The organism is Cupriavidus sp. 207A1 (genome assembly GCF_057798955.1).
Genome location: NZ_JBYOJO010000008.1, coordinates 62,203 through 81,284, shown reverse-complemented (window position 1 = coordinate 81,284; position 19,082 = coordinate 62,203). Strand labels below are relative to the sequence as shown.

The window sequence follows — 19,082 nt, the reverse complement described above, 5'->3', positions numbered from 1 at the left end:
CGGGCTATAGGCTGATAACTGCGAAGGCCTGATCACACCCCCACGCGTAGGTCTAGTTCTCATTTGTTTTACATGCCTTTTCCGCTCTTGTAACAGCGAGGAGGCTAACAGAGAGTTAGTGAACCAGGAAATAGCAAAGTTGAAACGATTTGATAACTAAAGTGAATTGAAGGGCCATGCGTTCTGCCATTCGGTGCAGATGGGCCAGAGACCCGCTGCGGCATGCAAAGCTCATATTGGCCGCGCGATTGGCAGACAGCCGTGTGCGTATCCAGCAATCCCGCTTCCAGCGAGGCGAGAAAACGTCGACGGATTCAGAACCAGCCAGTCGAAGCAGTATGGGAGCTGATCTCGGTCTGATACCCACGCCATCGGTGTTTGAAGTACCTCAAGTCTTTGGATTCCAATAATGAGTCAGCAGCGCAATGCGGCACAGCGCCTGCTCGTCCGACACGGGCGAGGTCGTCGCCATCGCAGTGACCTGCGGCCAGCGCTCGCCGGCCAACCCGCAGTTGCCAACCATCGCCGAGGGCGGGGTCAAGGGCTACGACCTGTCCGCCTGGTGTGGATTGTTTGCGCCGGCCAAGACGCCCCCGGAAATTATCGACAAGCTGTTTGCCGCCACGACCAGGGTCATGGCCGATTCCGAGCTGAAGAAGAAGTTCGTGGCGCAAGGCGATGAGGTCTGGGTGTCGCGGTCGGTGGCAGAGTTCCGCGAGTATGCGGCGCGCGAAGGCAAGCTCGGTGTCGACCTGGCGGTGTCGAGCGGCGCAAAGATGGACTGAACCATGCGGAGAGTGTAATGACAACAGCAAGTGGCCAACTCCCCCTGGCGCGAATGACCGTAGTGGACCTGACTCGGGTGCTTGCCGGCCCGTATTGCACGATGATGCTCGCCGATTGGCTGCGCGGGTGATCAAGATCGAAAATCCCGCTGGCGGCGACGATTCGCGGCAGGTCGGCCCGTTTGTCGACGGTCAGCCGGCCTACTTTGCGTCGATCAACCGCAACAATGAATCGATCGCGCTTGACCTCAAAGAAGACCGAGGGCCGCGAGGTGCTCGACCGCATGCTCGCGCAGGCGGACGTGCTGGTGGAGAACTTCCGCGCTGGCGTCATGGAGAAGCTTGGGTACACGTGGGAAGATCTGCCCGCGCGCTTCCCGCGGCTGATCTACGCCTCTATCCCCGGTTTCGTCCAGACCGGCCCGTATCGCAACCGCCCGGCCTTCGACATGGTGGTGCAGGCCATGGGGCGGGCTGATGAACGTGACCGGCGAGGCGGGCGGCAATCCAGTGCGGGTTGGCGTCTCCATCGGCGACATCGGCGCCGGCCTGTACGCGACAATCGGCAGCCAGTCGGCGCTCCTCAAAGTGGGTGCACACCGCCCGGGCGAACGTGTCGACATTTCCATGCTGGATTGCAGGTCGCGTTGCTGGAATACCCGATCGCACGCTATTCCGCGACCGGGGGCGTGCCCAAGCCGCTCGGCACCCGCCACCCCTCGATTACCCCGTTCGACATGTTCGCCACCCAGGATGGCTTTATCGTCATCGCGGTCGGCAACGACGCCTTGTTCGCTGACTTCCCTGCGCGTGCCGGTGTCGACCACTGATACGTCCGAACTTCCCTGGTTGGCGGTGAGCAGCCAGCGGCCATCAGGCGATACCGCCAGACCGCGGGGATCTCGCCCTACCGCGATGTCGGCGATGGGCTGTGCGCGCATCCAGCACGGTCACGCCGCCCCCTTGATTGCTGACATTGGCAACACCGTTCTCGGCCGCATACGCTCGCCATGCCGGTGCCGCGCTCATGCAGGCAAAGGCCGCTATGCAAACCCCGGATAGGAACGTATTCAATGCTTCCGTTCGCTTCGGCGCATCTGCTCAAAAGCGGCTCCGATCTTCAGAATCTTTGCATCGTCTCCTGCCTTGCCGAGGAATGACACGCCAACGGGAATGTTACTGACCGACCTACCAGCGTTTACGGTGATCTCCGGGAAACCGGTGGCTGAGGCGATCTTCGCAGCGGCGTAAGCGTATGACTTGCACACAAAGGACGGGTCGACCTTACCGGGGACGACTGGAGCGCTACAACCAATCGTCGGAAAAAAGAGGGCGTCATAATCCCCTTGGGACATCAGCTCGACCAGTTCACGCCTCAACGACGGAATCACAACACTCAACATCCGTATGTACTCAGGCGAATCCGTCGCACGCGTCTCCAGGTTCTCCACCAAACCTTTGTAGCGGCCCGGGTTGATCGTTCGGGTACCCTTACCCGTCAAGTCGTCGAGCCTGCGCATGAACTCCCGCAGATCCCGCGGCTGGCCATCCGGAAGCCCGGCTAAGTACGCCTCAAATTGAGGGCGGAACTCGGCAGCGCCGATGGGGCCAAGAAGGGCGGGCTGCAGCGTTTCATAGACCTTTGGCAACCGGATATGCGAGATGCGCGCCCCGGCGTTCTCCATTGCCGCCACGGAGCGCCTCTTGATGTCGTCGACCTCGGGGTTCGCGCCGTCGAAGTTGTCTACTACCGCGATGGTCTTACCGGCGAGACTGCCGATGCCCAATCCCGTCACCAGCGACTCTTGCGGGTGCAGCACGTCTTCGGTTGCAGCATCATTTTTGTCCACGCCTTGAATGGCGTCGAGAACAATGGCTTGATCCTCGACGGTCCGCGTAATAACGCCAGCAACGTCGGCGGTTAGTGACATTGGTATGATTCCTGAGCGACTGACAAGCCCAAGGGTCGTCCGCATGCCTACAGTGCCGGTGACGCTGGCTGGCGAACGAATGGAGCCCGTGGTGTCGGTGCCCAGAGCAAATGGCGCAAGCTTGGCCGCCACGGCGGCTGCCGAGCCGCTGCTGGAGCCGTCTGCGGTTCGCAAACGATTGAACGGATTTAGCGTCTGGCCACCTACTGAGCTGTAACCATACCAACCGTAGGATGCCGCCATCTCCGACATATTGGTCTTGCCCAGCAAGATAGCATCCTGGTCCAGTAGTTTCTGAACGACGAATGCATTGGATGCCGGCACCGAACTTCTGAGCGCGAGGGACCCGCCAGTGTTGGGCATTCCGGCTACGTCGAAATTGTCCTTCGCAAGAAACGGTATGCCGGCCAGCGGCGCGTTACGCTCGTTCGTGCTGCGTTGGGCCCTACGCGCATCCCACGCCTTAGCCTGTTCCATGGCCTTGTTGTTAAGGGCCAGCACCGCATGGATTCCGTCGACAGGACGGTCGTAAGTTTCGATCTGCTTCAAATAGGCGCCGACCAATTCAGCAGAGGTGATTGCACCGCTGTCCAACGCCGTTCGCAATTCGGCTAGGCTCATGTCTATGATCTTGTCCGTCGGCATGCCCGCGCAAGCCCACGTAGGCGCCGCGATCAAGGCCGCCGTCAGGATAGTTCTAATACGCTTCGCCAGGTAAAGCTGGCGGTGTGCGAGCTGAGAAGTTAGCTGGGGATGCATGGCTTGATTGTTCGTTACGGTAGTGTGAAACGCTGCCGGGCAGTCCTCGTGCTCCCCGGTACCTGCGTCCTTAGGCTCTGCGCTAGTCAACCGTTGCGCCGGATGTTTTGATGACTGGCGCCCACTTCGCCCGCTCTTCGCGCAGCAGTCTGCCGAACGACGCGGGATCGCCTCCGAAGGAACCGCTCGTCCGATCCACCCCCATGGCCGCGAGTTGCTGCGCCACCGCCGGCCGCACTAGCGCCTTGTTTACCTCGGCATTGACCCGGCTTACGACTGTGGTTGGAATTCCTGCCGGTCCAACCAGGCCGAACACAACACTTGCCTCCATATCCTTGAAGCCCGCCTCGGCCATGGTGGGTACGTCCTTGAGCACCGGCACACGCTTGTCCGACGTTACTGCGAGGGCCCGCACCTTGCCGCCCTGTATCATCGGAAGCGCTACGGGGATCGATGCGAAGAAGAGATCGACTTGACCTCCTATCAGATCCGTCATCGCTTGAGCGGCACCGCGGTACGGGATATGCTGCATATCGATTCCGGCCTTGCGCTTCCACATCTCGCCAACTAAGTGAGCCAGAGTGCCATTGCCTGAAGAAGCGAAGGAGAGTGAAACCTTCTTGCCGGCGGCCACAAGGCCGCCAACATTGGCATGGGGGCCGTTGGCGGAGACGATCAGCACCAGCGGAACCTTCGCAATCAGTGCGATGGGCTGCATATCCTTTTCGATATCGAAGGGAATGCGGCGGTATAAAAACTGGTTCACCACCATATTGCTTGACTCACCCATCGCCAAGGTATATCCGTCACGCGGCGCCTTGAATGTCTGGTCGAAGCCGATATTGCCACCGGCGCCAGGAAGATTCTCGGGTACGAACGCCCAATTCACGGATTCCGTCAAGGCATTGGCCGTCAAACGCGCCATGCCGTCAGTTCCACCCCCTGGCGGAGCGGGGATAATGAGCCTGATCGGCTTGGCTGGGAAGGTCTCCGCCAACGTGTGACCCGTCACCGACTGAGCGGTCGCCAAGACTGCGGCGGAAAGAAACCGCCGGCTCAGTTTGGAATTCATCGCCATCAAATTCATGATTTAAACCTCGGTATCAATTGCAGAAACGCAGCTATCTGGAGCGCTCAAAGCGAGCAGCAGCGGATCTAATGAGCCTGCTTGCAGCCCCGCCATGCCCTCGAGCACCGCTTGTTGGCTCGTTGGTGATAGGGTGGACCGGGTGGCGACCAAGAGCTTTCGTTCGAGATCCTGCCAAGACATGGGGCGATCGGGGTCGCCGCGAGGATCGGTCAGCGGCGATTCCAGCCGCTGACCGTCGGACAGGGTCACGGCGACCCAGGCCGGTGAGCGTGCGGGGAACAGAGATTCAATTGCGGCGTCATGCACCACCTTGATTCGCTTTGCCAGGTCCCTCACCTTCGCGTCATTGAGACGATGCGTATCGAGGGGCAGCAGCGCGTCGGCGTCGTGCAACGCGCACAAGGCCAAGCAGTAAGGCACGCTATATTGCGCTTCCACCAGTGTCTCAGGATTGGACTTGTTGCTTAGGTTGAAGGTCGCTCGATACGTGTACACTTCGATGCATTCGATGTCGCGCGCCGCAAAGCCATGCAACCTCTGGAGATAAAGGAGCGCCTCCAGCGGAGCGTGAATATGGCGACAACAACCGAAGGGCTTGAAATAGGTGCCATTGATCAGCGGCTGGCCCCCGAGGTTAGCCAGCGCCATATCAGCGTCAAATAGCCGGCGATCCTCGAATACAGCGACAGGGCCGGCGAAGCCGGCGAAGGCCAATTCCAGGGCCGCCCAGCCCGAGACAGCGCCCGAGGCTATGCCCTCCTTCACATCCGAGCCGACAAGGCCAGCCAGCGCAGGTAGCGCAGGGGCCGTCTGGGCGGCTATGGCAAGTGCCTGGGCGATGACCTCGGCATTTGCGCCCAGCAACTTACCAGCGGTCGCCACAACTGCGAACCCAGACCAAGTCCCAGACGGTGCATAGCCGGGGCGCGCCATGGCCATCCGGACTCCGACTTCATATCCCGCCACAACTGCGGCCATAAAATCCTGCACAGATATTTCAGGCCGATTGGAGACAAGCGCCAGCGCTGCGGGGATGATGGCCGCCCCGGGATGGCCCCTGGCCTTACGATAGCCATCATCTAGGTCCAGCGCTGCCGCGGCGGCGCTGTTTGCAAATAGTGCACCGGTCGCAGTCAGGGTGCGCCCTGTGAACCACATCGGTGAGCAACCTGCGCCGTACATGGCCAGCGCCGCCTGCTGCGAGGCAATCACCCCGGGTTGCCGTAGCGCAGCCGCCGCACTGGCGAGCGCGTCAAGGACACAGCGTAATACCGTCTCCCGAGTGCGGGCATCGATCCTGCCGGCGTCCAGCTCAGTGACATAGCGACCGAAATGTAGAGCGGTGGCGCTGCTGGGCCTCATGGCTGCGGAAGCCTGCTCATTACCTTTTGGCATATACCTCATCATCCTCCTCTAAGTGGCGCGCCGATTACTAGGCCGCGGTGCCACTGCATTTGAGATGAATGCTATAGAATGCCGGGGCGCTGATACAGTAACAATCCTTCCTCTGCTTATGCCTTATAGGTATTTATGAAAGTCGAGATGAACATGCGCCACATAGAGGCTTTCCGAGCGGTCATGATTTCTGGCAGCGTGGTGGGAGCCGCCAAGTTGCTCAACGTGACGCAGCCCGGGGTCAGCCGCACAATTGCGCTGCTCGAGCTGCGACTGGGCTATGCGTTGTTTCAGCGCAAAGGCCGGCGATTGGTACCCACCTCGGAGGCAGAGGCGTTGTACCGCGAGGTCGAGCATCTCTATGTGGGCATAGATCGGATAACGCAGGTGGCTTACGACATCCGGTACCATCGCGCTGGAGCGCTACGACTGGCCAGCCTGCCCGCGCTGGCACAATGGCTAATCCCGGCAGTGCTTGCCAAGTTCCTAGCAACCCGGCCGCAGGTTCGCATCTTTGTGCAGACGCTACCGTCGACGCAGATCGCCGAACTTGTCGCGACAAGGCAGTTTGACCTCGGCGTTGTCGAATTGCCTATGTCCCGGTCCGGCGTAAGCGTGCGGAACTTGCCCCCCTCGCCCATCGTGGCGGTGCTGCCCTTTGAGCACCGCTTGGCGGCCCTAGAGAAAATCACCATGCGTGATTTAGCCGGAGAGCGGCTTGTGCTGCCATCGCCGCAAAGCTATCTACGCTACCAAATTGATGACGCCTTCAACCGCGACGGCATGGTGCCCGACGTCGTGGCGGAGACTCCGACATCGCCTCTGGTGTGCGCGCTAGTCGCGGAAGGCGCCGGCATCGGTTTGGTGTCGGCATGGGCCCCTTCCCCCTATGGCGATACGCGCACGGTGCAGAGGCCGCTCGCAGAGTCGCTGCAATCGCAGTACGCCTGCCTGCGGCCAGAAGGTGCCGTTCCCATGGCTCTGGCGGAGGAATTCCAGTCGTTACTTGCCACACAGATGGAAGCAATAGCCCCGGGCCACTAGAAGCTTTGCCGCCATGCCGGAATACCGTAATCGAAACCATCGAAGCACTCCCAGATCGCGTCGGCCACAATGCTTGGATCGCAGCTGGCGGCATGCGGAACGCATGCCCAAATGAGATCTTCCACGTCAAAGAGTCGTTCCGCTGAGGTGCTTGTCGCGGATAGGGATGTAACGCATGGCGAAGACACGGAGTGGCGTCCCGTATTGACGGCCGCTACACCGACTTCTTGAGCCATGCCCAGTGAGCCAAGGCGAACCGACCTACAGATGCTCTTGGCGGCGAAAAGTGCACAGCAGTGCTGCTAATTCTGGATTTCCAGTCGAGCAAACTGATCTGTAGTCCAACTAATTCCGGTTTCCTCAGTTATATTCCGATCCGCCACCAGCACCTCACTATCCTCGCCCGCAACTGCGAGGCCTGGCGGGCTGAACGACTCTTTGACGTCGAAGGTCTCATTCGGGCATACATTCCGGTGCCGCCACCTGCGATCCAAGCATTGTGGCCGACGCAATCCGGGAGTGGTTCGATAGTTTTGCCGACGAACCGTGATGCATTCAACGCAATCACGCTGTTCCCAATCGCGATTTGTTTCTTCCAATTTAATCGTCGTCGAAAGAGCCGTCTGTTCGATAAGAAGCCGCTCAGCGACGTGAGCGAAATGCAGCTCTTCCGCAACGGTCAAATAACGCAGTGGCGCAGATCCCAGCTGCCCTCGACGAGGGCTCTGATTGGCGCCCAACTCATCACATATTTCCGCACACGGGCTCCAGCTTCGATGAGCTTAGGAGTCGTTACGCGCGGGGGAGGCGGGAGCTTTCGAAATCTTATTGGAGCCTGGAATCGAACGCGCCGAGATTGCGGAACTGCCGAAATCTCCCAGGATTGTGAATCTCCCATTGATTTGCTCCGGCATGATATCCATATGACGTTCCAGCCCGTGTCGGACGAGTCCATCCGAGAAATCGTGGACGAATTGTGGCTGCCGTTACTCAACGTTTCGATCCCTGGCGGACTAAAGCATCGGCGGAACCCCATATCATGAGTGCCTGGCATATCCTAGGTACTCATAACCCACGTGACGAAAAGGCTCGCTTCGATTTTGTATCGGGTCCATTCAGTGGCGCATACTGCGCACTCATAGCTTTGGAAAGCTGACACAAAGCCCGCGCCGGTGCTTCGTAGCCCGCCTCCAGACATCGGACGCAGCTCCCCGTGGCCCTCCGATCGGCGCGCGTCCATCAACAGTTCTTCGCACTTGTAGCAAGCCTCACCAACCCTGCGTGCGACGGGCGTACGTGCATGAGACGCTTTCGCCGACAATATGCGTGCAGGTGAGTAGCTGACTGCATACCCTTTCCCCCGGGGACCCGCTGTTTTGAATTGTTTCGCATTGAGTTCTTGGATGCGACGAACGACGGTATAGAAGAGAACGCGGACAGCATCCGAGCTCGCGTCAAGCACGGCAGCTCGGCAGCTTGACCATTGGTGCGGCATCGTCAGGCCCAACTCGACTGCGGACGCCAAGCAGATAATCTTTCCATCACTATTGGCATCCATCATGCGTTGATCCATCAGCACGGTCGCACAAGCTAGAAAGCTCCTATGATTGCCTTTGGAAATCTTCTCTGCCTGTGCTGACACACCACGTGTCACCCGGCGGACTTCCCTATGCAGTCTCGACAGCCCTGATACCAGCTTTTCTCCGGAAGCAACCTTGCCAGGCATAAAGGTCCCCTATCGCGCTTTGCTATGGGACTCGCTCGAACAACTCCGAACCGAATAGCGAATGGGATGGCCCACTCGCAGGGGGCGACCGCGATGGTGGCGGGCGCTCTATAGCTGCAGCGCTAGAACTTATGGCGAATACCGAGCGCGACGCCAACCATGCTGGTCTTATCGCTAGCGAGGTAGTAACCGTTTACGTTATTTATCAACTGCGTGTCTAGCGCAAGACCGGCATTTTTAGCCAATGAAGTCGTCAAATACAAATCGGTACGCTTGGAGAAAGCGTAGTTCGCTGCAAAGGAGATTTGCCACGGGTTCTTTGGATTGATCGAATTGAAATTCCTCCAGTCATCGTAGTAGTATGCTAGCGTCAGGGTAACTGGAGAAATATGATAATTAACACCAATCCAATAGTAGTCATCCCGCGAAATCGTCTGGTTCGCCGCGCCTTCATTCTTTCCCCAACGATAGCCCGCCATTATCTTAGCGGAACCGACTACATAGCTGGCGGCTACACCGGCCTTCTTGTTGGAACCTGTGGCTCCGGTTGTCGCATTAAGCGTAGGATCATACTGGTCGTAGACAAGCGCAGCACCAATGGAATTCGATGTATAGCCAATTGCCGCGCCATAACCTTTGTCGCGTCGGAATTGTCCGGGCGTTTCACCATTTCCCGCGACACCATTTCCCAACGACCAATGCGCGGTTGCCGTAAATCCGCCGAAGTTGCCGACGTATTTCACGGTGTTATCCGAACGCGCATTTAAACCCAGTTGCAGCCAGAGCGGGTCATACTGGGACGCGTAGCCCTGCGGCGAAAAATTTGCGAACGCATCGAAGATTGCGGTGTACTGTCGGCCGAACGTGATATTACCCACCTTTTCAGCGCCCATCCCGACATAGGCTTGCCGACCAAAAAGCCGCCCCCCCTGCTGCATACTACCTGTATCGACACCGAATCCCCCCTCCAAAATGAACATGGCTCGCAATCCGCTACCGAGATCCTCTATTCCACGCAAGCCCCAGCGAGACCCAGATTGCCCGCCCGAGCTGAGTCGGGCGACACTGTGTCCTAGTCCAGTTTTGAAGCCATTGGCTGCGTTTGGGACAACAGCAGACATGTTTGTCGCGTATTCGATGTTTGCGTCGGCGACACCATAGATAGCAATGCTCGCCTGCACATTTGCGCAGTTAAGCAGAAACAGGGATACCGCTAATGGGACACACTTCAGCATCGTGCCTTTTTTTTCAACAGCATAAATCTCCTCCTTGAAATGACCGTTTCTTACAGAATCATTGCACGTGGACATCGGCGAATAGATTTATGTTCAGCGACGGATTTACGTTACGTCTTATGCAGAATGAGCGGAACACATCGTCGCTTTGCCGTTCTCCATTACCCAGGGTCGGGCGCCGGATATCACCCCCGAAGCTGGGCGCATACTGGTCTTTGACTGTGGTCAGCCACGACGAAGACTCTTGTGTCTAGTGCGTAAGTTTTTACAGACTCAATGCGGATTTCTTACTGAGATTCATGGAGTCGAGAAAGAATGGCCAGTGGTCATAAAGGTACGCCAATTGCAACGTTGTCGAAACTGGCGCGCACTTTACTAGCTGTGACTAGACATGCATCCTTCAGTAGGACTTCGGAAGGTGAAGCACTTTCTCAGCGATAAAACACAGGATCATCTGTTCCGACACCGGTGCAAGTCGCGCAATCAAGACTTCGCGCAAGAGTCGCTCCACCGTGTACTCTTTTGCATAGCCCATGCCGCCGTGGGTCATGACAGCCTGGAGGCACGCTTGATATCCGGCGCGTGCACCGAGCAGCTTAGTTCCGTTGGCTTCGGCGCCACACGGTTGTCCAGCGTCGTAAAGATGGGCCGCACGATTAGCCATCATCAGCGCTGCCTGGAGATTGAGCCAACATTCAGCCAGAGGATGCTGAACGCCTTGATTCTGGCCGATCGGCCGATCAAACACGATGCGTTCTTGTGCATAGCGGACCGCACGCCGAAGTGCGTCCTCCCCGATGCCGATGGCCTCAACTCCGACGAGAATTCTCTCTGGATTAATACCGTCGAGCAGATACGTAAAACCTTTTCCCTCCTCCCCGATTCTGTGCTCGTCTGGCACAAACAGGTCATCGATAAACACCGCGTTGGAGTCCACTGCGTTGCGACCATGCTTTGCGATCCGTCGCACTTCGACTTTGTCCCGGTCCAGATCCGTATAGAAGAGCGTAATGCCGTCGGTTGGCTTCTTCCCTTCGGATCTCGGCACGGTGCGCGTCAGTAGCAAGATCTTATTGGCGACTTGTCCGGTGGACGTCCACATCTTTCGGCCGGTAACGCGGTAACCCCCATCGACCTTGCGCGCGAACGTCTTAATGTTGGTGGTATTTAAGCCCGCGTCTGGCTCGGTTACCCCGAAGCACACTTGGTCTTCTCCACGCACCAAGCGCGGCAGCCACTGAGATCTCTGCTCGGCTGATCCGTGCACGACCAGCGGGTGCGGACCGAACATGTTGATATGGATGGATGAAGCAGCGGTCATGCCCCCCCCTGAAGAGGCTACGGTGTGCATAACAATCGCCGCCTCGGTAACGCCGAGCCCAGCACCGCCAAACTCCTCGGGCATGGTCACGCCCAACCATCCATCCTGTGCCATAGCCCGATGAAAGTCGTGTGGAAATTGGGCATCTCGATCGCATTCAGCCCAATACTCATCGCCGAACCGTTGGCAGACTGAAGCGACGCCGTCACGGATGGCGCGCTGCTCTGTTGTCAGATTGAACATTGAAGACTTCCAGTTTTTAACGATCAGCAGCCGCGTGGTGACTGCTTGGCAGTCATATCCGGAACTTGGCCGCTAGATAGCCTTGATGGCTAGATTGAGATGGCAACTGCGTCGACGGGCCGAACGACACAGCCGCCGATGATTCCTCCCGCATGCCGTGCTCGCATCGCGTGCTCTAAAGACGTAAGCGAAAAGGCGCTACTAACCACTGGGGTCAGTTTTCCCTTTCTCATCCAATCGATAATGACGGCCCGCCGAGCGTCACGAGCGACGGGATCTCTTTGCCCCGTAATGACCATCGGCGATCCCATTACCGTTAGTCCTTTCAGCTGGACGAGATTGGTGGGCAGCACGTCGGGTTGAAGAGACCCGCCGCGACCGCCGCCGGCGGAGACGCCAGTGTTAGCGGCCCAACCAACAATGACCATGCGACCGCCAAATGTCAGCGTCCGTAGCGAGTCGACCAGCCACTCGCCACCCACGCCGTCAATCACAACATCGACGCCGCGCCCCCGGGTGAGCTCTCTGACCGCATCGCGCAACGCCGTCTTATTTGTGCGCTCTATAGTGTGCAGGTCGATGACATCATCGGCGCCTTGCTGCACAGCAGCTTGCAGGCGTTCTGCCCCACGACCGACCGCAATCACCTGCCGGGCGCCAAGGAGCTTGGCGACCTGAACCGCGGCGAGACCGGCTGCGCCGGTAGCTCCAGTGACCAGGACGGTTTCTCCGTGAGTTAACTTGGCGCGGTGAGCTAGCGCAAAGTATGCGGTCTCGACATTAAGCAGCAGATTACAGGCCGCATCCGCGGACAAAGTGGCCGGCCTGCGGATCAGCGCATTGTGCGGGGCGACAGCGTATCGAGCCCATCCGCCCCAAGCTTGATGCGCTCCGGCGCTACGTGGACCTGTCAGCATGTAGTCACTCATTACCAAGTCCCCTGGCCGCAGCATAGACGGCGGAACCGCAGATCCCACGCCGCGTACGACGCCAGCATACTCAAGACCTGGCGTGTAAGGCAGTTGTGCACGATGGTGATACTGGCCGGTGAGCATCAGGAGGTCGACATACGCCACACAAGCGCTTTCAACCTCGACGAGCACCTCCGTTTCCGATAACGAGGCAATATTCGGAGCCGGCTGCTCAACCAATTTGACGCCTGTAGCGAGCGCTTCTTCTCGGGTCTCCGAAAAGTGAGACACCATCGCGCGGATTCCTGGGGGCAATGCTTCATTCATGGTTTGCTCTGGTCAAATGTCGCGCCGAAGAGGTACATACCTCAGCGCCTTTGGTACGTTGCGATATCGAGGTCACACGAATCACTGCCCGCACGGGTCTCCAGGAGCACTGCCTTGCAGCGACACGAGTTCGCGCGAGCCTCCCTTGTCCCATGGGACACTTTTGGGGTGCCGCAACAGATTTACTCGGATGTGTAGGCGTATCAATCCGGCGCGACGAGTATCGCCGCGGCCAAATTCCGTTTTGTTGCACGAACATCCCGTTTTCTAATCGGCGATCTTCCTGCGCTGCAATGTCTCTTCCGGAAACCAGGCTTCGGGGACTTGCACTGACATGGTCAGCAGAATCTGAGCCATCCCCTTTCCCAGTGCATCGTTGCGCAGCGAGGACATCCCTCCGCCCCCGAGTGCCCGCTCGCACACAAAATTAAAGGCGTCGATCCCCGGCACCTCATAACGGGTCACGGGACCCTCGACAAGGTGCCTCAGGTAATGGCCCACGCTTTCGGCAGTCAATTGAGCGCGCAGTAGCGGCAGCCACTTGGGTTGGCGGGCGATGACACCAATGTTGGAAGTATTTCCCTTGTCGCCAGAGCGAGCCCAAGCTAGCCGAATCAATGGCACAGTGATTGATGGCAGGGCCAATTTTTCCGACTCAGGCCCAATATTGAGCCCCTCGGGCGCGGGAGGTGTGCCGCTGGCTGTCCGCGGTGCGGGCGTGACTTGGACCTGAACACCGTCCAAATGGACGCGCGGCTCAACACTGTCTTTATCCAAGAGGAAGGCGTATTGTCGGATCATGGGCGACACCGACGCACGCCCGGAGAATCCAGTAGTGCCCGGGGCCCAAGACGTGCCTGCTGGCGCTATCTCTCGCGATAGTAGTTCGAGCGCAGCCTTGTCCGTATGGCATGCTGACAAACGCAAGACAACTTCACGGGTGCCTAGCGCTTTCGCATGTGGACCAAAGCAACTTTCCGCGCCGAGCATTTCCACGTGGGTTCGGCTGAACGGCGCGAACCCTTGGGCCGCCAGCATCTCGCCGACTCGTTCGAGAATCGCTTCGCCGGTGCGGTGCGCTTTGGCCGCGGCATCGAATCCGATGACAGTCATCTGCGCGGACGTCTTGAAGCCGTCCATGTAGGTGGCGCAGACCTTGTAGCTGTTGGTGGGGGCGCGCCCGCGGGCACCTTGCACCCGCACACGCTGCGGTCCGTCGCCGATAATCTGCACTTGGGTAAAGTCGCAAACGACGTCGGGCAATAGGTAAGTCGCCGGATCTCCGATCTCGTAGAGCATTTGCTCGGCCACCGCCTGTGGTGCAACCAGCCCTCCCGTACCTTCGGGCTTGGTGACAACAAAACTACCATCGGACTTACATTCGACTATGGGATAGCCAATATGGGCCCAGTCTGGCACGCTCTCCCAGTCGGTGTGCAGCCCACCCGTCGCCTGACACCCGCATTCAAGAATATGACCTGCCAAGCTGCCGGAAGCCAATTTATCCCAGTCGGATTCCGACCAGCCGAACTCGTGCATTAGAACGCCTAGCGTGACAGCTGAGTCGACGCATCGGCCTGTGATGACGACGTCCGCACCCGCATCCAGCGCCGCTTTGATGCTCCCCGCACCCAAATAGGCATTTGCTGTGAGCAGCTTATCCGGCAGCGGCGCGCCGCTTTGCAGTTCGGTCACTGGTGGCTTTGCTACTCGCAGCTGCTCGACCAGCGGCATAACATCATCGCCCGTGACCAGGGCGATCTTGAGAGAGACATTTTGCTCTGCCGCCAGTGCGCGCAAGGCGTCGGCGCAACCTTGTGGATTGACCCCGCCAGCATTGCTGACGATTCGTATACGCTTGTCAGTCACATCACGAAGGACAGCTTTCATCGCCACTGTGACAAAGTCCGTGGCATAGCCTAGCTCGGGCTTTTTTAGTCGTGCTGACGCCATGACCGACATGGTCAGTTCGGCCAGGTAATCGAACACCAAGTAGTCAATCTGACCGCTGGCCACCAACTGCGGTGCACCCACGCCCGAATCGCCCCAGAACCCCGAAGCGCCCCCAATTCGTATCACTCTATTTTGATTCATCGGCCGCTCCATTGCGGTTGCCGCTTTTCGCGAAAAGCAAGCTGACCTTCGGCCGCATCTTCGGTCAGCGCGAACAGGCTTATCTGTCCTTCTGTGAAGGCCATGGACTGTTCAAATGTCATATCTTCGACATGCTTCATCACGTATAGGCCTCGACGGACCGCAGCCGGTGACTTGTCCAAGATACGGTCCAACAGAGATTGCACGGCTCCATCGAGATCCGAACTGACCTCGTTGACTAACCCGTAAGCCAGTGCCGTGGGCGCGTCGACGGACTCACCTGTGATGCACATGTCCGTTAGTGCGCGCCTGCCTATCAAGCCTTGAAGCACGCTCAGTACCTGCGCTGGAAAAACACCGATCTTTACCTCTGGCAATCCAAAGCGGGCGTGGGGTGCCGCTATCGCCAAGTCACACATCGCCAGCAGGCCCATGCCGCCAGCCATACAAGCACCGTTCACCCGTGCGATCAAGGGAACTCGTGCAGACCTGGCGGTACGTAAGAGATTGGCGAAAGCCTGCTGTGGTTCGGAGTAGTCAAACCTGAACGATTGGCCGGTCTGCAGGTCCGCCCCCGCACAAAAAGCCTTGTCACCCGTCCCGCTGAGCACGATGGCCCGCAGTTGGCGATCAGTGCGTGAGCGCTCGAGCGCTTCGGTCATCCCGACTATGACGTCGGCGCTCATCGCGTTTCGCCGCTCTTGGCGATCTATGGTTAGCCATAACACGCCGTCTCGCTCTCGGCTGTTCAGTCCGACGGTTGATCTTTCCGTATTCATGTCGGCCCCCTCTCCTAGCTGATGTCAGACCTAGCACAAGCTACGCGCGCAGCGCCCTTGGAAATAAAGCCCGTGATTTCTTGATCGGTAAAGCCTGCTTCGCGAAGCACCTCGAACGTGTGCTCGCCCAGTGTTGGAACTGGCCTATGGCTAGCCGGAGGTGTGCCTGACCATTCGCTGGGAACAGCGGTCTCCACAATCCGACCTACTACTGGATGCTCGGTCTCCTTGAAAAATCCCGTGGCACGGAGATGCTCGTCTTCGAGAAGCGTGTCGAAGGTGTGCATGGGGAAAGTAGGAATCTCATTGACGGGCAGCAGCTCAAACACTTCTGCGGTAGTCCGCTGTTCCAGCTCATCGGAAATGAGTTGGTAGAGTTCATCAATAGATTCGGTACGCGAACGAATGTCTCTGAATCTCGCGTCCGTCCTGAGCCAATCGCCTTTGCCTACGGCATGCAGGAAGATCTCCCATTGCCTGTCGGTATAGACGATGCAGCACACATAGCCATCTCGGGTCTTGAAGGGGCGTCGGTTCGGAGTCATTACCCTCGGATACCCACATGCGCCCTTTGCGGGCACAAATGTTTTGCCATAAAGATGGTCACCGAGAACAAAGGGCACCATGGCCTCGAACATCGGCACTTCAATGAACTGACCCTCCCCTGTTCGCTCGCGCGCGTACAACGCCGTAGTGATAACCCCAAAGGCGTAGAGCCCCACGGAGCGATCTACGACTGTGCTGGGCACATAGCGTGGCACGTCCCCCTGGATTTCTCCCATCGCCGCGGCTAAGCCAGTAGCGGCCTGAATAAGATCGTCATACGATGCCTTCGCGGCATAAGGGCCGCGTTGCGAAAAACCTACCAAACTTGTGTAGATCAACCGCGGATTGATTGCCGTGAGCCGGTCATAGCCTAAGCCAAGTCGCCTCATGGCGGCGGGTCGCACATTGGTGACAAATACATCCGCCCCTTCAACCAGCCGCAGCAGCGCATCCACAGCCTCAGGCTTCTTCAGATCCAGCACGAGGCTGCGCTTGTTGCGGTTTAGCCCGAGAAAAATTGGACCTAGCCCGATATCGCCTGACGGCCCGATGCCACGTGTTGAATCGCCGTTGGGTGCCTCAACCTTTATGACGTCCGCTCCTAGGTCGCCCAGCATCTGGGTAGCTGAAGGCCCCATGAATACGGTGGTCAAATCCAGCACCCGCACGCCTTGTAGCGGGCCTGAAACGTTGCTCAATGTGGAAGGCGATGGCACGGAAATTCCTTTGTGTTTTGGGCGCAATCCCCGCATGCGGAGAAGCGGATCCGACCCAGTGTCAGTCATGCACCCAGGACTGTAAGAAGAGTCCCCTTCTATACGGGACGTCTTACGTATTCACGCGACAAGTTTGGGAAGTCATTCCGGCTGAATTCCCGCCGCTCGAATCACCTTTCCCCATTTTTCGGTCTCGCTAAGCTGGAGTTTCGCCAACCCTTGCGAAGTGGTCGTGTACGGTGCGAGCCCAGCGTTGCTAAAGACGGTGTTGATTGCCGGGCTCTTTGCACCAGCCACGATAACTTCGTTTAGGCGCTGGATTACATCCTGTGCCGTGCCTTTCGGTGCGTAAGCCGCGACCCAGTAGTAGAGTTCGTAGCCCTTGATGCCCGACTCAATGAGCGTCGGCACGGTCGGTAAGGCTTCGGAGCGCGCAGCCCCTGCATATCCAATGGCCTTGAGTTTCCCCGCCTTTACCATGGGCGTGGCAGTGGGAGCATCGGCAAACATAAAGTCAACCTGTCCTCCCATGAGATCGGTGATGGCTTGGGGGCTGCTCCTATAAGGTACATACAGAAACTTCGCGCCTGTCATCTGACCGAGCATCTCGGCACTCACACGGCCGGACGAATTGGCGGCGGCATAGCTCAATTCGTGCTTCTTTCCTGCTTCTGTGAGTTCCCCCACCGTCTTGTAGGGGCTTGACGGAGGTACCACTAGTACGGTGGAACCTCGTGCCAATGCCGCTATGGGAGCGAAATCCGCTACCGGGTCATAGGGCAACTTCTTGAACAGATGTGGGTTAGCCGACTGCGTAGTGTTCGTTGTCACGAACAATGTATAGCCGTCGGGGGCGGCCTTGGCTACAGCCGCTGCCGCCATGAAGCCATTTGCACCCGGCCTGTTATCAACGACAACTGGCGTTCCCGGCCACGCGGCCTGCATCGACGCGGCTACGGCGCGGGCAACCTGATCGGTTCCGGAGCCGGCGGCGAACGGAACGACAAGTGTGATCGGTTTGCTCGGATATTTGTCTGCCCAAACCGGGGTCGATGTGACGAGTGCGGCCGCCATGGCGCATCCAAGGCGTCCCAAAATAGATTCCTTCACCTTTGTCTCCGACGTTCCCGCTTTTTTGCGGTTTCAGCTATTCTGCGGAAACGCCGGCAAGAGAAGAAGTAGAATAATCGGATGGAATCGATAACGGGATTGCATAGATGCGCACAAGTCTGACCTTGAGGCAGCCAACTTCACAACCGCCGCAGAACAACTTACGTGTATCTCAACCGGCACTTAGCCGGAAAGTGCGCCTGGCGGAGGAAAGTCTTGGAACGCGAGTCTTCGACCGCTACACCCGCAGCGTGACCTTGACCCCTGAGGGCGAGGAGTTGATTCCCATTGCAACGCGTGTGGTTGACGAGTTCAACGCGTCCACGGGCGAGCTGTACCAGTTTATGGAAGGCAATAGGGGCCGGGTTCGGGTTTCTGCACTGCCATCCATTGCCCAATACCTCCTCCTGGATTCGGTCAAGAGCTACTGCACCGACTATCCAGGCGTCAGGTTCACCTTAAGGGTTGATACAGCAGAATCAAATACTCGCTCTGCTGGAGCGCCACGAAATTGACGTTGGGCTGGGCGTACAACCCCCGCCGGATGGCCGATTCAACTATCGCCACCTGTACGATGATCGTTACAAGCTGGTGTGTGCGCGAGATGACCCGTTGAACGATCACAATGCGCGAGAGCAAGCTTTGAGCTGGCGGGTGTTTGCTAGCCGCCCCTTCATCGCTGTTACACCTGGCTCGAAGCACCTTCGCCCCCCTGGGACAAGTTGGCTTAGCCGCGCGGTCCTTGCGATCCGGTCATGCAGCGCCGGATTGGTATCCTGAGCTTGGCGGGGCGGAGCATGTCGACCTGCTCGCGCTCGAGCGAGAGCCAGGCCAAACGGATCGGACACATTTCTCGCCATCTCCAATGCCTCTTCGCTTCGGGTCAAAGCCTGGTCCGGCAAGCCCAGTGTAGGGAATCGGAAATAGCTGGACTACGTTTTCCAAAAAATCAATGACTTAACAGCTAATTCCGTCGCCGCACGACAGTCTTAGAACCGGAATTAGCTGGACTGCAGTGACAAGAGGCGCGAGTTAGCCGGACTGCTTCTCAGGTGATGTTGCGGGCATAT

15 protein-coding genes and 3 pseudogenes are annotated in these 19,082 nt (G+C 58.3%); 8 read left to right on the top strand and 10 right to left on the bottom strand.

The genetic code is table 11. The features are described from left to right. The first annotated feature begins 425 nt into the window (after positions 1-425). The 5 genes and pseudogenes from AC3FMM_RS16385 to AC3FMM_RS16365 all read left to right on the top strand — a co-directional run bounded on the left by AC3FMM_RS16385 (position 426) and on the right by AC3FMM_RS16365 (position 1,615). Complete coding sequence (locus AC3FMM_RS16385) at positions 426-785, top strand: tripartite tricarboxylate transporter substrate-binding protein (RefSeq protein WP_488686978.1); 360 nt, start codon at positions 426-428, stop codon at positions 783-785. A gap of 17 nt (positions 786-802) precedes the next feature. After that, positions 803-916 carry a CoA transferase gene (locus AC3FMM_RS16380; protein WP_488686977.1) on the top strand — a complete coding sequence of 38 codons (114 nt, stop codon included), beginning with the start codon at positions 803-805 and terminating at the stop codon, positions 914-916. Beyond that, positions 913-990, top strand: a pseudogene (locus tag AC3FMM_RS16375) (hypothetical protein); the annotation flags it as partial. The gene AC3FMM_RS16380 and the pseudogene AC3FMM_RS16375, both read left to right, overlap by 4 nt. Before the next feature lie 22 nt (positions 991-1,012). Beyond that, positions 1,013-1,243 (top strand): annotated as a pseudogene (locus AC3FMM_RS16370) (CoA transferase); the annotation flags it as partial. Between the two features lie 19 nt (positions 1,244-1,262). Continuing rightward, a pseudogene (locus AC3FMM_RS16365) lies at positions 1,263-1,615 on the top strand (CoA transferase). 240 nt (positions 1,616-1,855) lie between these two features. On the opposite strand, the gene AC3FMM_RS16360 reads toward AC3FMM_RS16365, so the two are convergent. The 3 genes from AC3FMM_RS16360 to AC3FMM_RS16350 form a co-directional block, all read right to left on the bottom strand. After that, entirely contained in the window at positions 1,856-3,337 is a 1,482-nt protein-coding gene (locus AC3FMM_RS16360) for an amidase (RefSeq protein ID WP_488686976.1), read from the bottom strand. Positions 3,338-3,557: 220 nt separating this feature from the next. After that, a complete protein-coding gene (locus AC3FMM_RS16355; protein WP_488686975.1) occupies positions 3,558-4,562 on the bottom strand; it encodes a Bug family tripartite tricarboxylate transporter substrate binding protein in 1,005 nt (334 codons plus the stop codon). A 3-nt stretch (positions 4,563-4,565) separates the two neighbouring features. Continuing rightward, complete coding sequence (locus tag AC3FMM_RS16350; RefSeq protein ID WP_488686974.1) at positions 4,566-5,927, bottom strand: MmgE/PrpD family protein; 1,362 nt, start codon at positions 5,925-5,927, stop codon at positions 4,566-4,568. 180 nt (positions 5,928-6,107) lie between these two features. Here AC3FMM_RS16350 and AC3FMM_RS16345 point away from each other — a divergent pair, with 180 nt between their 5' ends. After that, a complete protein-coding gene (locus tag AC3FMM_RS16345; protein ID WP_488686973.1) occupies positions 6,108-7,004 on the top strand; it encodes a LysR substrate-binding domain-containing protein in 897 nt (298 codons plus the stop codon). 1,848 nt (positions 7,005-8,852) lie between these two features. Here the strand turns inward: AC3FMM_RS16345 and AC3FMM_RS16340 are convergent. From AC3FMM_RS16340 to AC3FMM_RS16310, 7 genes are all read right to left on the bottom strand, one after another. Continuing rightward, the gene (locus AC3FMM_RS16340; protein WP_488687158.1) at positions 8,853-9,965 is read right to left on the bottom strand and encodes a porin; all 1,113 of its coding nucleotides are present in this window, start codon (positions 9,963-9,965) and stop codon (positions 8,853-8,855) included. 400 nt (positions 9,966-10,365) lie between these two features. Further along, entirely contained in the window at positions 10,366-11,529 is a 1,164-nt protein-coding gene (locus AC3FMM_RS16335; protein WP_488686972.1) for an acyl-CoA dehydrogenase family protein, read from the bottom strand. Positions 11,530-11,618: 89 nt separating this feature from the next. Further along, entirely contained in the window at positions 11,619-12,767 is a 1,149-nt protein-coding gene (locus AC3FMM_RS16330; RefSeq protein ID WP_488686971.1) for a zinc-binding dehydrogenase, read from the bottom strand. A gap of 267 nt (positions 12,768-13,034) precedes the next feature. Further along, positions 13,035-14,861 (bottom strand): acyclic terpene utilization AtuA family protein, encoded by a 1,827-nt coding sequence (locus AC3FMM_RS16325; protein ID WP_488686970.1) that lies wholly within the window; start codon positions 14,859-14,861, stop codon positions 13,035-13,037. Further along, the gene (locus AC3FMM_RS16320; RefSeq protein WP_488686969.1) at positions 14,858-15,640 is read right to left on the bottom strand and encodes an enoyl-CoA hydratase/isomerase family protein; all 783 of its coding nucleotides are present in this window, start codon (positions 15,638-15,640) and stop codon (positions 14,858-14,860) included. Before AC3FMM_RS16320 ends, AC3FMM_RS16325 begins: the two co-directional genes overlap by 4 nt. Before the next feature lie 14 nt (positions 15,641-15,654). Then, entirely contained in the window at positions 15,655-16,902 is a 1,248-nt protein-coding gene (locus AC3FMM_RS16315; RefSeq protein ID WP_488686968.1) for a CaiB/BaiF CoA transferase family protein, read from the bottom strand. A 141-nt stretch (positions 16,903-17,043) separates the two neighbouring features. Further along, complete coding sequence (locus AC3FMM_RS16310) at positions 17,044-18,012, bottom strand: Bug family tripartite tricarboxylate transporter substrate binding protein (RefSeq protein ID WP_488686967.1); 969 nt, start codon at positions 18,010-18,012, stop codon at positions 17,044-17,046. Between the two features lie 107 nt (positions 18,013-18,119). Between AC3FMM_RS16310 and AC3FMM_RS16305 the strand changes: the two genes are divergently transcribed. Both AC3FMM_RS16305 and AC3FMM_RS16300 read left to right on the top strand, forming a co-directional pair. Further along, positions 18,120-18,527, top strand: coding sequence for a LysR family transcriptional regulator (locus tag AC3FMM_RS16305; RefSeq protein ID WP_488686966.1), 408 nt, complete (start codon positions 18,120-18,122; stop codon positions 18,525-18,527). Next, complete coding sequence (locus AC3FMM_RS16300; protein WP_488686965.1) at positions 18,478-18,792, top strand: LysR substrate-binding domain-containing protein; 315 nt, start codon at positions 18,478-18,480, stop codon at positions 18,790-18,792. The genes AC3FMM_RS16305 and AC3FMM_RS16300 overlap by 50 nt, the downstream gene beginning before the upstream one ends. Positions 18,793-19,082 lie beyond the last annotated feature (290 nt).